The organism is Microbulbifer sp. SH-1 (assembly GCF_011326135.1).
Taxonomy (GTDB): Bacteria; Pseudomonadota; Gammaproteobacteria; order Pseudomonadales; family Cellvibrionaceae; genus Microbulbifer; species Microbulbifer harenosus.
The window spans coordinates 2,436,436-2,451,771 of sequence record NZ_CP046948.1 but is presented as its reverse complement, the minus strand read 5'-3'; the positions used below and the strand labels follow the sequence as shown (position 1 = coordinate 2,451,771).

At 61.1% G+C, this 15,336-nt stretch carries 5 protein-coding genes; 3 read left to right on the top strand and 2 right to left on the bottom strand.

Translation table 11 applies throughout. The features are described from left to right. Window positions 1-9: 9 nt before the first annotated feature. On the bottom strand, window positions 10-489 hold the full coding sequence (locus GNX18_RS19440; protein ID WP_205827853.1) for a hypothetical protein: 480 nt from the start codon (window positions 487-489) through the stop codon (window positions 10-12). 415 nt (window positions 490-904) lie between these two features. Here GNX18_RS19440 and GNX18_RS10305 point away from each other — a divergent pair, with 415 nt between their 5' ends. From GNX18_RS10305 to GNX18_RS10295, 3 genes are read left to right on the top strand one after another with little or no spacing between them, the layout of a single operon-like run. Then, a complete protein-coding gene (locus GNX18_RS10305) occupies window positions 905-6,283 on the top strand; it encodes an isopeptide-forming domain-containing fimbrial protein (protein WP_166217718.1) in 5,379 nt (1,792 codons plus the stop codon). Beyond that, complete coding sequence (locus GNX18_RS10300; protein ID WP_166217714.1) at window positions 6,280-9,858, top strand: hypothetical protein; 3,579 nt, start codon at window positions 6,280-6,282, stop codon at window positions 9,856-9,858. Before GNX18_RS10305 ends, GNX18_RS10300 begins: the two co-directional genes overlap by 4 nt. A 46-nt stretch (window positions 9,859-9,904) precedes the next feature. After that, window positions 9,905-14,059: a DUF11 domain-containing protein gene (locus tag GNX18_RS10295; RefSeq protein ID WP_166217711.1), complete on the top strand. Its 4,155-nt coding sequence runs from the start codon at window positions 9,905-9,907 to the stop codon at window positions 14,057-14,059. Between the two features lie 60 nt (window positions 14,060-14,119). Here the strand turns inward: GNX18_RS10295 and GNX18_RS10290 are convergent, their stop codons facing one another. Continuing rightward, a complete protein-coding gene (locus tag GNX18_RS10290) occupies window positions 14,120-14,776 on the bottom strand; it encodes a DsbA family oxidoreductase (RefSeq protein WP_166217708.1) in 657 nt (218 codons plus the stop codon). Window positions 14,777-15,336 lie beyond the last annotated feature (560 nt).

Below are 15,336 nucleotides of genomic sequence, written 5' to 3'. Positions count from 1 at the left end.
ATGCGTTGGTCAGCCCGCGCGGCACTCGCCACGGATTTCCACTGATCCCTGCAAGTTACTTTTCTCAATCACAAACCAGCCGTGGGGGCAGTAGCTGGTTTTGGCGAGGACTTCCTGCAGGCGTTCCTGCGCGGCTTTTTCCGGGTTTTCCCGCATCTTGCTGCTCATGCCGCCACCACCGGGGCCACCGCCCACGCCTCCAGGACCGCCGCCCATACCGCCGCCCGGTCCGCCCCCCATACCTGCGCCACCGGGACCGCCGCCTTTCCCTCCGCTGGGACCGCGTCCGCCGCCGCCCATGCCGCCATCCGGGCCGCCGCGTTCACCACCGCTGTTGATCGTGGCGGTGTAGGTGAACATACGGTTGCCCTGTTCGGTGATATTGGCGATGAAGGATTCAGAAAATACCGGCGGTGCCTTGGGGGCGCTGGCACACCCGGCGACGGTAGCGATGGCGGCAGCGACCGCGGCAGAACATAGCGCTTTCATGGTGACTCCTGTGTGTGGTGAACATCATGAGACCACAGCGGTGTAGTGGTGTTGAGCGCTGGCGGGTAAAGATTGGTTAACGAGTGTTAAGGCGACTTGGTTATCCGGAGGCGGGTGACGTAACAACAATTTTGTCGGCGATTCAGTCACCGGCTCCGTTGACGGTGCTAAACAGAGTCAGGAAAAACTGATTCTAAACAGATCCGGCTCTTCATAAGAGTAATCGCGCACGGGTCCGTCTCTTCTGGAAATTCGCTGCATGTGCAGTGCGTCAGAGAGCGGAGAGCACCGGTATGGCTGGATGCCATTGGTGCAACCGTGCGCGCAGGGAGCAGCGGATTTCTCGGCGTGTGGCGGGGCGAGGTTGCGCAATTCAAGGAAGAATTATCCGGCAGTCGGCGGCGGTTGGGCGAGAGTGCTTGGTCTCGTACTTGTCATCGTTGTTGCTGTGGCTGCCGGCACGGCTGGGGCGCAAACCACGCAGACCAGCAATAGCGCGACCATCGCCCTTGATCCATCGTCCGATCTGATCGACAGCAACCCCAGCAACAACGAAGACACGGCGGTGATCAATGTCGAACCGCCGCCGGATATCTCCTTCCACAAGAGCGCAGATCTGGATGTCGCCTCCGTGGACGACACCATTACCTACACCGTTACCGTCACCGTGGCCGATGCGCCACTGACACAGGATTTTGTGGCGACGGACACTCTGGGACCGGGACTTGCCTTTGGCGCTGTCACCAGTTCCGGGAGTTTTTCATGCAACGGTGCCAATCCCCTGCGTTGTACCTTGCCCGCTGGAACCGCACCCGGCAGCTACAGCTTCAGCTACACCGCGATCGTTACCGACAGCGCGGACACCCAGGTGGAAAACGCGGTGACCGGCGAGGGTGGCGGCGATCCCACACCCAGCTGCGATGGGGATTGCGACATCGTGATTCCGATCAACCCGGCGGTTACCTATCACAAGGTGGCGGATGTTACCTCAGCGCCGGTTGGCGATATCGTCACCTATACGGTAACGGTGGAGATATCCAATGCGCCGTTGCCGCAGGACCTGTTGCTGCAGGACAACTTCGGCACGGGTCTCGCCTTCGTTGATTTTATTGATCCTGTGGCGCCGTTCGTGTGCAGCGGCGGGGCCTCACCGCAATGTACGCTGCCCGCGGGCACTGGGCCCGGCAGCTTCACGGTGAGTTATACCGCGCAGATTACTCCGGACGCGGGCGCCACGGTGACCAACAACGTGAGTGCCAGCGGTGGCGGCGAACCTCCGGTATGCGATGCCGAGTGCAGCGTGGTAGTGGATGTCGTCTTTCCGTCAATTGTTTACAACAAAGTGGCGGATACCGCGGGGCCTGTCAGCAGCGGCGAAAACATTACCTACACCATTACCGTTGAAATTGCGGATGCGCCGCTGAACGCGGATCTGATATTGAGTGACACCCTGGGACCGGGGCTGGATTTTGTGGCTGTCACCAACGCAAATCCCGCGTTCAGTTGCGGCAGTGGCATCTCGTTTGATTGCACCCTGCCGGCAGGCACGGTGCCCGGTGTGTACAGTTTTGACCTCACCGCAACCGTCAACGCCACGGCCACCGGCTCGGTGATCAACTCGGTTACCGCCGATGGCGGCGGCGGTAACCAACCGCCGGTGTGTAACCCCGATTGTGATCCGCACGTTCCGATTACCGATACCTATATCACCTACAGCAAAACCGGTGCGCCCGCGCTGGCACAGATCGGCGATACGGTGACTTATCAGGTGTCCACGACGGTAAGCAACTCAAGCACCACCGCGGAAATACTCGTCGCGGATACCCTTGGCGCCGGCCTCGTGTTTAACCAGCTTGTCAGTGCAGACAGTGCCTATACCTGCCCCGGCAATACGCTGCCCTGCACCATCCCGGCCAACACGGCACCGGGCACCTATGTACTGACTTACACTGCCACCATTACCGCGGATGCCGGTGACAGCGTCAGCAACGCGCTGGTGGAAACCGGTGGCGGCGGTGCCGGCCCGGACTGTGTGGGCAGTTGCACTGTGACCACAGATATTCTGCGCCCCGTGGTGACCTACGAAAAAACCGCGAGTCCGGCAGGGCCGGTGCAGGTGGGTGATCTCATCACCTACACCATCGCGGTGGATGTGGCGGATGCAAGGCTGACCGCGGATCTGCAGCTCACTGACACTCTTGGCACCGGCCTGGACTTTGTGGGCTTTGGCGGTGCCACCGCCCCCTTTACCTGCTCCAGCGGCAACAGTTTCGATTGCACACTGCCCGCCGGCGCGGGCCCCGGTAGCTTCGCCCTTACCTTTACGGCGCGGGTGAATGACCAGGCGCTGGCTCAGGTGCAGAACACGGTGACTGCAGCCGGTGCCGACAACCCCACCTGCAGTGGTGACTGCGCGCCGGTAACACCGCTGGCGGACGCGGGTATCACCGTCAGCAAGGCGGCCTCACCGTCACCAGTGGCGGTGGGCGATACCATCACATTCACCGTGACCACCACCATTGCCAGTGCCCCGCTCACCTCGGACCTGCAGCTCACCGACACCCTCGGTACCGGGCTGACCTTTGCCGGGCTCGACAGTGCCAATACCGATCCCGCCTACCAGTGTGCCCTGGGTGATCCGCTTTACTGCGCCCTGCCGGTGGGCACAGCTCCAGGCACTTATGTCGTTACCTATATGGCGACGGTCAATGTCTCCGCTGGGGAATCGGTGGAAAACAGTGTGGAAGCCACTGGCGGCAGCGAGACTCCGCCCGATTGTGTGGACTGCGCAACGGTGACGCCGGTCATCCGCCCGGCGGTTACCTACCGCAAAGTCCCCGATGTGACTCAGGTGGAAATCGGCGATGTGGTGACCTATACCGTGTCGGTAACCGTGGCCGATACCGCGCTCGACGGTGACGTGGTGTTGCAGGATGCGCTCGGCAGTGGTCTGCAGTTCCAGGCGTTCGACCAGCCCACCGATCCGTTCAGTTGTACTGGTTCAGGCCCTCTTATCTGCACGCTGCCCGCGGGCACCGCACCGGGTACCTACACATTCAGCTACACCGCGCTGGTAACGCCGGAGGCGGGTACCAGTGTCAGCAACCGGGTAACGGCATCGAACGAAGGTGGCGGCAATCCACCGGAATGCGATGGCGACTGCGCACCGGTGATTCCCGTGGTGGGGCCGCATATTACCTACAGTAAAACGGCGGACAAAGACCGCACGGCGGTGGGCGACACCATCACCTACACCGTCGAGGTGGAGATTACCGATGCTGCGTTGTCCAGCGATCTGAACCTGGAGGACAGTCTCGACACCGGTCTGATCTTCGGCACCCTGATACAACCGGTCGATCCATTCAGCTGTAACCCGGGCAAACCACTCCAGTGCGTGTTGCCGAACGGCACCCAGCCCGGTACTTACGCATTCAGCTATACCGCAACGGTGACCGAGGATGCGGGTCAGAGCGTGCGCAACCAGGTGACCGCAAGTGGCGGCGGCGGCGATCCGGTGTGCAGTGCGGAATGCGCCATCATCATCCCCCTGGCACCGCAGGTGACCTATCACAAAACTGCAGTGCCGGCCGAAGCCCAGGTGGGCGACACCATCACCTACACCGTCGACGTCATGGTGCGCGATGCGGATCTCAGTGAAGACCTGACACTGACCGACACCACCGCAACGGGGCTTGCCATTGAGCAGGTCACGGATGCCGGTAACTTCCGTTGCAGCGGGCAGAATCCGCTTACCTGCGTGTTGCCCGCGGGCACCGCGCCGGGGGATTACCAGCTGACCTATACCGCGCTGGTTACCGAGGATGCCGGGGATTCTGTCAGCAACTCGGTGGTCGCCAGCGGAGGCGGAACTCAGCCGGAGTGCGACGGTGAATGCGCAGTGACCACGCCGGTTAAACGGCCCGCGGTGACCTATGAGAAAAGCGCCAGCGTCAGCCAGGTGCGCCCGGGTGACGTGGTGACCTACGGCCTGAGTGTGACCGTAACTGCGGCGGCGCTTTCTGAGCCGGTTGTACTCACGGACACACCGGGAGTGGGGCTGTCTTTTATTGCCGTCACCGACAGCGGAGGCTTCAGCTGTAACGATGCCTCGCCGCTGGTGTGCAGCCTGCCGGCGGGCACCGCGCCTGGCACCTACAGCCTGCAGTACACCGCCCGGGTAACTGCCGAGGCCAGTGGCACCGTGGATAACGCGGTGGTGGCCAGCGGTGGTGGCGGCAGCACACCGGCCTGTGCGGAGCAGTGCGACATCCACATCCCGCTGGTCGACCCGCAGATTACCGTGAGCAAATCGGCCAACCCCGTTTCCGGCACGGAAGTGGTTGTGGGGCAGACCATTGTTTACACCTTGCTGGTGGGCATCGAAAACTCCGCGCTGCCGGAAGACCTGCTGTTGACCGACATCGCCGACACCGGGTTGACCATCACCTCAATACCGCCGGACTGTGTACAGAACGGCAATGAATTCCAGTGCACCCTGCCCGCGGGCTCACCGGTTGGCGAATATGAATTGATGTATACCGCCGTGGTCAACAACGGTGCCGGCGCAGAGGTGACCAATCTGGTGGTGCCGGCGGGCGGCGGTGATGCCAATCCCGAGTGCGCGGTGTGCGAAACCCGACACCCGGTGGAACCGGTGAGCATCCGCCTGCAAAAAACCGCGAGCGTGCGGGAAGCGCAGGTGGGCGACATCGTGTTCTACACCCTCACCGCAGAGAACATCAGCAGTCGCGACCTGATCAATGGCATCGTTGTGGACACCCCGCCGGCCGGGTTCACCTATGTGGAGGGTTCCCTGGTGGTGGACGATGTGGACCAGAGCGGAATCCTGCTCAACACCTATCCGCTGACCGTGGGTGATATCGACATTCCCGCCGGTGACACCGCCATCATTTCCTACGCCCTGCGTGTCGGCGCCGGCGTGCGCCCGGGCAGCTACGTCAACGAAGCGGAGGTGCAGGACGCAGACGGCGATAGCGTGTCCAACCGCGCCACCGCGGAAGTGGTGCTCGCCGTGGACCCGCTTACCCAGGAATCCCTGATCATCGGCACCGTCTTCCACGACCGCAACGGCAACAGTATTCAGGACAGTGCGAGCCTTACCGGGGTACGTGTGCGCGGTGGATTCGACCCCGCGTTTTACGTGCCCGGTACTACTTCGATCAACGGTGTAGCCGTCGCCGATGCCAGCGCGCCGCTGCTGCGCGGGCTCGAACTGGGAGAACTGCCCGGTGTATCGGGCGAGGGTAGCGGGCAGGCGCGCATTGTTATTCGCCAGAAGCTTACACGGGCCGCGTTTACCGACGACTTCAAACTCAGCAGCCATCAGGGATACACCCTGCGCCTCGATGCCGCCGGTGTGGCGCGCGTGCGCCAGGGCAATTCCGCGGCGGCGGTCCAGATCGAGCGCCGCCTGGAAATCACCGGCGATGGGGTATTTGTGGACTACATCATCGTCAATCGCGGCCTGGATGAACGCGGTATTCCCGGGGTGCGTATCGCGTCGGTGGACGGACTGCTGGTGGAAACCGATCGCTACGGGCGCTACCACCTGGTGGGTATCGACGGCGGCCACTGGGAGCGCGGGCGCAACTTCATTCTCAAGGTGGATACCGCGACCCTGCCGGAAGGAACCCGCTTTACCACCAGCAACCCGTTGATCCGGCGTGTTACCCCCGGGGTGCCGGTGCGTTTTGACTTCGGCGTGCTGTTGCCGCCGCTGTACCCTGACCAGCCCGCGAGTGCTGCCCGGCCGTTACATGGGGGTGCCGAATGAACCCGACGTTGTCTGTCCGTGCGGTATTGTTCGCGCTTGCACTTGCGCAGGTGCTGACCGGAGCGTCCTGGTGCCGCGCGCAGTCCGCCACGGCAATGGACCGCATCGCGGGCGAACGCATACCCGGGCGCCTGGAACTGCCCCGCGGCGGCGTGATCTGGGCCACCGAAGATCCCACGCTGGGGGTACCGCAATTGGCGATTACCAGCCCTGGCATGGTGGCCTTCGATGGTCGCGCCATCGCCGAACCGGTGCGTTTTATGGTGCGGTCCAATTACACCGCGTTCATGTCGCGTATGGAGGTGCGGATCTATCGCGCCAGCGACGGCGATCGCGTGTTGCCGCTGGTGGTGTTGCCGGTGCCTGTGGTACCGGTGAGCGAGGTGACATGGGATGGCGACCTGCCCTCGGAAGTACCGTTGCGCTACGGCGATGAACTGATCTATGTGTTGCGCGCCTACGCCGCTCCCGAGGCCTACGCGGCCCAGTATGGCGGGACCTTGTCGCAGCACTACGCGCAACTGCAGAGCATTTACGATGAAACCGTGCCAGAAAGTATCCAGCTGGTGCGCAGCAACGAAGCCGAACGCCAGCGCCAGCGCGTGCGCCGCCAGGGAGAATTCGATCTCGCCCGCCAGTTGAGCGGGCAACAGGCACAGACCCAGAGCATGCTGAATGAGGTGTTCCGGGGCAGTGGCCTGCGCCTGCAGAATATTCCTGTGTACGGTTCACGTGTGCGTATTCTCGGCAGTGATATTCCGCCCGACAGAAGTTTGCTGATCAACCACCAGCCCTACCCGGTAGACATGAACAATCAGTTTGCCGCGGAATTTTTATTGCCCATCGGCCATCACCAGTTTGATATTGGCCTGCAGGGCCCGGGCGGTTACGAGCGATACACTCTGGATATACCGGTGAGTGGACGCTATTTCTTTGGCGTTGCCATGGCCGATATCACCATCGCGAAATCGGATATCGACGGCAGCCGCGCAACCTTTGAAGGCGATGATCGTTTCGATGATGACGACGACATTCTGCAGGAGGGGCGGCTCGCGTTTTATCTCAAGGGCAAGGCGCAGGGAAAATATCTGCTCACCGCGCAGATGGACACGACGGAAAAAGCGCTCGACAACCTGTTCAGTGATTTCAGCGAGGCCTACCCATCGGATATTTTCCGTCGTCTCGATCCGGATTATTACTACCCCACCTATGGCGACGACTCCACCACTTTCCGCGACGTGGATACCCAGGGGCGTTTCTATCTGCGCGCGGACTGGGATAAAAACCAGGTGCTGTGGGGCAATTACACCACCGGATTGACGGGCACCGATCTGGCGATGTTTGTGCGCTCGCTGTATGGCGCCGCGGGCAGCTGGTATTCGCGCAGTATCAATCTGTGGGGAGAACCTTTGAGTGAGGTGCGGATTTTCGGCTCCCAGGCGGAGACCGCGCCCGGGCACAACGAATTTCTCGGCACTGGTGGCAGTCTCTACTATCTGCGTGAGACCGATATCCTGCCCGGCTCCGACCGAGTGGCGCTGGAAATCCGCGATATCACCACCGGTCGGGTGGAAGCGCGCATCGACCTGCAGCGCGGGGTGGACTATGAGATCGACGAGTTACAGGGGCGGATCATTCTCACCCGCCCGCTGACGCAGATCACCCGCGCCAATGTGCCCACCCTGTCCCGCGATGTACCGCTGGATGGCTACGAGCAGCGCCTGATCGTCGATTACGAGTGGGTGCCCACAGACTGGGACGACGACAACCTCACCTCCGGTGCTCGCGTAAAACAGTGGATGGGCGATTACGTCGGCCTGGGGGGCACCTATGCGGACGAGTCCCGCTCCGGAGACGATTACCGGCTCGCCGCTGGCGACCTCACGCTGCAGGGTGGCGAGGGCACTTATCTCAAGCTGGAGTACGCCAGCAGCGATTCCTACAGCGCGCCCTCATATTTTTCCGACAACGGCGGTTTCAATTTTGCGCTGACCAACGCCGATCTGGTCGACGACGACTATACCTCCGGCGATGCGCGACTGGTGGAGGGGCGCATCAATCTACAGGAACTGGGCTGGAGCCAAAGCCCTTGGACCGCCGCCGCCTGGTGGCGCGACATGGATCCTGGTTATTCCGCCAATCGCTACAACAGTGGTCGCGCCATGACCGAATACGGCGGCGAACTGTTGGGGGATATCTATACCAACCTGAATCTCTACCTCCGTTACAGCGAGGCCGAGAGCGGGGAGGAGAGTTTCGAGCAGGCACAGGCGACCGTCAGCTGGGGAGTCGACGACACCAACAGTCTCAGCAGTGAGCTGCGCTACGTCGACGAACAGAGTATGTACAGCGATGGCAGCGCCATTTTGGCCGCGCTGCAGTACACCCACCGGATGAATACTTTCCTCGACGTGTACGGGTTGGTGCAGGGTTCGTTTGATGAAAGCGAGGGTTACGACAGCAACAACCTGATGGGTATCGGTGGACGCTGGCTGTATGGCAACAGTGTCTCGGTGGGTGCGGAATACACCCACGGCGATCGCGGTGAGGGGCTCACTGTGGACGGTGATTACCGTGTCAATGCGGATTACAGCATATACGCCGGCTACAACTATTCCACCGACAGCACCGAACGCAACACCATCTTCAATCCCAGGGTGAATGGCGGCTGGACCGTCGGCCAGCGCTGGCGGTTGTCGAACCAGGTCAATCTGTTCAACGAAAATACTTTTTTGAAAGAGCCCAACCGCTCCGGCATTGCCCACACCGTGGGGCTCGATTTCTTCCCCTCCGCCGGCTGGAATCTCGGCGTCACCGTGCAGTCCGGGACCCTGGTGGATATTTTCAGCGGGGATGTGGAGCGGCGTGCGGTGAGTATCGCCGGCGGCCGTCGCAGCCCGGCAAGCGATTGGCAGAGCAAGATTGAATGGCGACAAGACCGCGGCTTTGAACGGCGCGAGCAGTGGGTCAGCACCAACAGCATCAGTCACAAGATCAACGAAAGCTGGCGCATCGCCGGGCGGGTGAATGTCTCGGATACCGACGACCTGACCCTCGGCGTTGGCGGCGCGCGTTTTGTGGAGGGCAACATGGGGTTCGCCTGGCGCCCGTGGGACAACACCCGCTGGGCGGCGTTCGGTCGTCTCACGTATCTGTACGACCTGGCAACCCTGGGCCAACGCGGTGGTGCGGATTATGACCAACGCACCAGAGTGATGTCGTTCGAGGGAATCCGCCAGCTCGGTTCGGACTGGGAGCTGTCGCTCAAACTGGCGCGGCGGGAAGGCGATGTGCGCCTTGGACGGGGCAGCGGCCCATGGGTAGACAGTGCCTCCAGTTTCAGTGCCTCGCAACTGCGCTACGACTTTGGTCTGTTTCACGCGCTGGTGGAGTACCGCTGGCTGGATGTGGAATCCGGCGGCAGTCGCGACGGTTTTCTGGTCGGCTACGACTGGGATATCGCGCAGTATTTTCGCATGGGGGTCGGCTACAACTTCACAGATTTCAGCGACGACCTTACCGATTTTGATTACGACCACAATGGCTGGTACGTGAACTTTGTCGGCGCATATTGAATACAGACAGAACCAAATCTGAACCAATGAGTGATTGCAGGCAACGATGAGCGCGCAACAGATAACAGCAGACATTTTCCGGCACAGCCGGTGCATCGCGCTCAGGCTCGTGCGGGTGTTGCTGCTGTCGGCGGCATCGCTCGGGTTCGCCGGCCATGCCGCGGCACAGGAAGATTTTGGCCAGTGCGACAGCCGCCTGTGGTTTTACGCCGAGGATACGAATGGCCAACCTGTGCTGTATTCCGGCGATAGCAACACCCCTCCACAGTCAATCCACCGTGCCGGCACCGGAGTTGCGCCCGGCAGCCTGAGTGCGGTGGCCTACAACGCCGGTGATCAGTTCATCTACGCAATATCCCCCGCGGGCGATGGCGCGCGCGGCGAGGTATTGCGCATCGACCGTCGCGGCGTGGCGCAGAGCGTTTCGGAAATACATTTTACCGGTGGGGGTGGAGAGCGGCATCACGTCACCGTCGCACGAGGCGCTTTCGATCATCGGGGTTTTTATTACGTAGTACCGGTCGCAGAGAAGGGTGTGGCGGAGATCCATCGGGTCGATCCTCAGAGCGGGACGGTTCAGGTCCTCACCCTGTCCGAGCCAGTCGCCATCACCGGACTCAGCTGGTTCGACGGCTATCTGTACGCGGTAGACCGCACCGCGGGTTTGCTGCGCATTGACGTGCAGTCCTATCTCTCGGGCAGCGCCGCACAGGTGCCGGTTGAGCGCTGGCGCGCGACGGACAACCCGCCCGCGGTGCGCGGTATGGCCGCCGCCGCCAACGGGGTGTTTGCGTATGACGACAGCGGCCGGGTTTACCGCTACGACCTGAATTCCGGGGCTCCCGAAGCTTTCGGATATTGGGATGCCGTCCGCGGTGAGGTGCTGCGCTGCGCAGAGGCGCCGTTGGCGTTGCCGGATTTTGCCGCCGCCCGCTACCGCATGGGGCTGCCACATCTGACCGGCAGCGGCGTCGGTGACGAACTGCGGGGCGTCACGGTACAGGTAGAAATCTACACGCGCATAGAGTTGCGCAGCCGCAGTTTTGTACCCGGCGAGCCGGTGAGTTTCCGCCTGGTGGTGGGAACAGAAAGTGACATTCTGCTGGACGGCGTGCGCGTGCAGTTCCAGTTGCCCGCGGCGCTGGCAAGTGCGCGCTGGATCTGTCGCGCCGACGGCGACTCCCGGTGCGGCGAGCCTCGGGGATTCGGCCCCATAGACACGCTGGTAAGCCTGGATGGCGGCGAGATTTTTTTCGACGTGGTGGCTGACACCGCGACGACGGCGCGGGGGCCGCAAACGGTGAGGCTGTCTGCTGCACCGCCGGCGAACATACTTGAGGCAAGGCTCGACAATAACAGCGACAGTGTGACCCTGCGCCCGGTGGTGCGCGAAGATTTTGGCAGTTGCGACAGCCGCATGTACCTGCATCAGGGGGCGGGCACCACGGATCTGATCCTGATGGACACCGGCACCAGTCCATTCAGTTACACCACCCTCGGCAACACGCCCAATGTGCAGTACAACGCCGCGGCCTATAATCCGGCGGACAATTTTATCTATGCGATTTCCAGTGACCTGTCTCTGATCCGGATCAGTGCAGACGGTTCCTCCGAGGTGGTCGCCATCAATATTCTGCCCGCGGCGGAGTGGGTCGCAGGGACGTTCGCCAGCGACGGTTTCATGTATGTGACCACCGGTGGCGCCCAGCAGAATATCTTCCGCATTGATGTGACTCTGCAGGATCCTTTCCCGACCCAGGCGCTGTTGTTTGATACCTCTCAGGTCACCAGCCCCGGCGATCTCGCGTTCTACAACGGACTTATGTACACCGTAGATACCGCGACCCGTCAATTGCGCACCTTTAATGTGGTGGGCGAGCCCCAGGGTGCGGTGCTGCCAGTCACCGTCGTCGGTGATACCAACACCTTCTCGCCGATTACCGCCATGTGGGGCGCAAGCAACGGTGTGTTTGGTGCCGATGACTTCGGCAATGTGTACCAGTTCGACATCAACAGCGGTCGCGCATCGAACATCGGCAATGCGCCGACGTCCTCGGTCAGTGATGGCTCCCACTGTTTCACGGCGCCGTTTGAACTGAGCACGGATCTCGCCATTACCAAGGACGATTTCCAAACCCTCTACACACCGGGGCAATCGGTTACCTACTTCATCACCGTGACCAACAATGGCCCCGCGGCGGTCGAGAAGGCGGTGGTGAGCGATCCACTGCCGGCGGGAATCACCGAAGCGAGCTGGACCTGCAGCGGCAATAACGGCGGCACCTGTGGCGCGGCAAACGGCAACGGCGCGCTGAACGACACCCCGGATATCCCGGTGTTCGGCAGCGTAACGTACAACTTCACGTTGAATGTCCCGCGGGACTTTCCCGGCGATCTGGTTAACACAGCCACGGTCACGCCACCTGCGGGCGTGACGGATTCAAACCCCGACAACAACACCGCCACCGACACCAACCAGCGCCAGCCATTGCTGACGATTGAAAAGATTTCATTCGGTGGTGTGGGCACCTTTTTCTTCAGTGTGCAGAATGCCGGCGGCTCGCCGAATATCACCACCGTGGAGGAGGGCGTTGCGGTACAGGCGCCGGCGCAGAGTATCGTCAATGCGGGGCAGCAGGTGGTGGTCAGGGAACCCACGCTTGCGCCGGGCTTTACCCTCACCGATATCACCTGTACCGGTCTTTCCGAGGGCGGCAATTACACGGTGGACCTCAATGAGCGTCAGGTCTCCATCGACGGCAGCGGCACCCTGCCGGGCGCAGACATCGTCTGCACCTTTACCAATAATGCGGAACCACAGGCCAGTATCAGCTTGCAAAAATCCCTGCCGGATGGGCGGTTCGCCGAGGGGGATCAGTTCCAGTTGAGTATCAACGGTGCCGGCGGCACCAGCGCCACTACCACGGGCTCCGGCACCGCGGTGTCGCCGACCATTACCGCATCACAGCCGGTGGTGGGTAGCAGCTACACGCTTTCGGAAGCCGGCAGCGGGTCCACCAATCTAGCCAACTACACCACGACCTACTCCTGCACCAACGGGTTGGCGGGTGGCCAGACACCCAGCGGCAGCGGTACCAACTTTTCTTTTACCCTGAACCAGGGCGATCAACTCGCCTGTACCTTCGTGAATACGCTGCGGGAATTGCAGGCGGATCTGGCGGTTACCAAAACCGACAATAGCGACCTGTATGTGCCGGGCTCCGATCTGACCTACACCATTGTCGTGAACAACAATGGCCCGGATGATGTGACGGGGGCAACGGTCAGCGACGCGCTGCCCGCGGGTGTGAGCAGTGCCAGCTGGACCTGCTCCGCCAATGGCGGTGCCAGTTGTGGCGCACTTTCCGGCACCGGCGCTATCAACGAGACAGTAGACCTGCCGGCGGGCGGCAGCATTACCTATCTGTTTACAATTACGGTGCCGGAGGACTACACCGGAGATCTCATCAATACCGCCCGCGCGGATGTACCGGATGGCGTGATCGATCCCGATCCCGGTAATAACTCCGCAACCGACACGAATAGGCGCGCGCCGGAAGTGACGATTGAAAAAGTATCCGAGGGGGATGTAGGGACCTTTTCTTTCAGCGGCGGCAACGGTGTGCCGGAGCAGAGTATTACCACCACCAGCCCCGGACAGGTGCAGCGGGGCAACAGCTTTTATCTGTCCAGTGCCAATACCGCGACCCCTATTACCGAGTCCGGTATTCCCGCAACGTTTGAACTTACGGACATCACCTGCCGAGGTCTGCAAGCGGGTAGTGCGGTTGTCGATATCAACACCGCGACCGTCACGTTGGATGCGGCTGCCACCGCAGCGGGCAGTGAGATCACCTGTCGTTTTACCAACGAGCGACTGTCGACGGACCTGGCCGTTACCAAGAGTGCACAGCCCACTACCGTCGTCGCCGGTGATAACGTGACTTACACCATTACCGTCGACAACCTGGGACCGCGGGACACCACCAATGCCATACTGACCGACACCCCAGACGCGAACCTGGATTGCATTACTCCGGCGACGATCTCCTGCAGCGCCACGGGCGGCGCCCAGTGTCCGGTGGCGCCGATCGATCCCGCGCAGCTGGTGGGTGGCGGTCTGGTAATCCCCGTCCTGCCCGCCAACAGCGAGGTGGTGTTTACCCTGGTGTGTCAAGTGAATGCGGGCGCAGCGCCGTGAGACCGCAGGGCCTCCGGGGATATGGAGAGGATGAGTTGGTGTGTGTTCAGGGGGCGGTGATCACGCGGTCGTCTTACTCAGAATGATCTCGAGCTGATGTTCAAACGCTGCCACTTCTTCCGCGCCGCTGATGGCGTAGTCGTGATTGAACATGAACAGCGGCACCCCCTGAATTCCCTGAAGCACTAACTGCTCCTCCCGCGCCAGAGTCTGGCGGGCGATGGCGGTATCCTGTAGCGCCTGAGAGGCTTCCGCGCGATCCAACCCTACCGATTCAGCGGCATCCAGCAGAACGCTCTCGTGATTGAGATTTTTTCCGTGGGTGAAGTAATCACTGAAAAGCCGGAGCTGCAGGTCCGTTTGCCGGCCGCTGTTCTCTGACCAGTGCAGGAGCTTGTGGGCTTGGCGCGTATTGTAGATACGCAGGTCGTCGGTGAAATTGATCTCGAATCCTACCGCTGCTGCCAGCGTCTGCAGGCGTTGACGATTCTCTCTGCTCTGCTGCTCCGAAATCCGGTATTTACGCGCCAGGTGATCGCGCAGGTTCTCGCCGGCTTCCGGCATGTCGGGGTTCAGCTCGAAGGGGTGCCACACCGTATTTACGGTAAACCGATCGCCGAATTTCTCCAGCGCGCGCGCGAGCCGGTAGTAGCCGATGGCGCACCAGGGGCAGACAACGTCGGAAACTATATCGATTCTCAGATAGGTATTTGGCATCGGATTCCCACCAGACTTTCCGCTCTTTTACGCATAATGGCGCCATCCGAATGGCGTGTAAATGTTCTTTGGGAGACTCTCGTCACTATATCGACTGGTTGGCGTGTTTTGTGCACCGGTGGCGCAGTCCCGAACCCGCTCCTTCAGTCTAAGCGCTGAGGGTGCATATGCCTCATCGTCCGCGAGCTTTTGCGTCAGATTGCGAACCTTTCGCGGTAGATGCCAGGCGATAGGTGCCCACACACCAGGCTGTGAAAATATCTAACATTTAAAATTATATTTGTTGAAAGTTATTTTCCCGGTTGGTATGTTTCCTCCATGCGCTGGCATCACCAGTCCATATTTGATGTTCACCTTGTATCGCTCGCAGTCGGGACTCCCGTTGGAATTGCCGGTTATGGGAGATCCCGGAGCTTTTTTTGCACTCCTCCGGATGTGGATAAGCAAATGTGGAACAGAACTGGAGGCCGCGCGGGGCTTTTGAGGACGCAACAATAAAAGAGGGTACTGGGCAAGGAGTGCCAGGGGTAGTGCCATCGTACGAATAAAAAGATAAACAC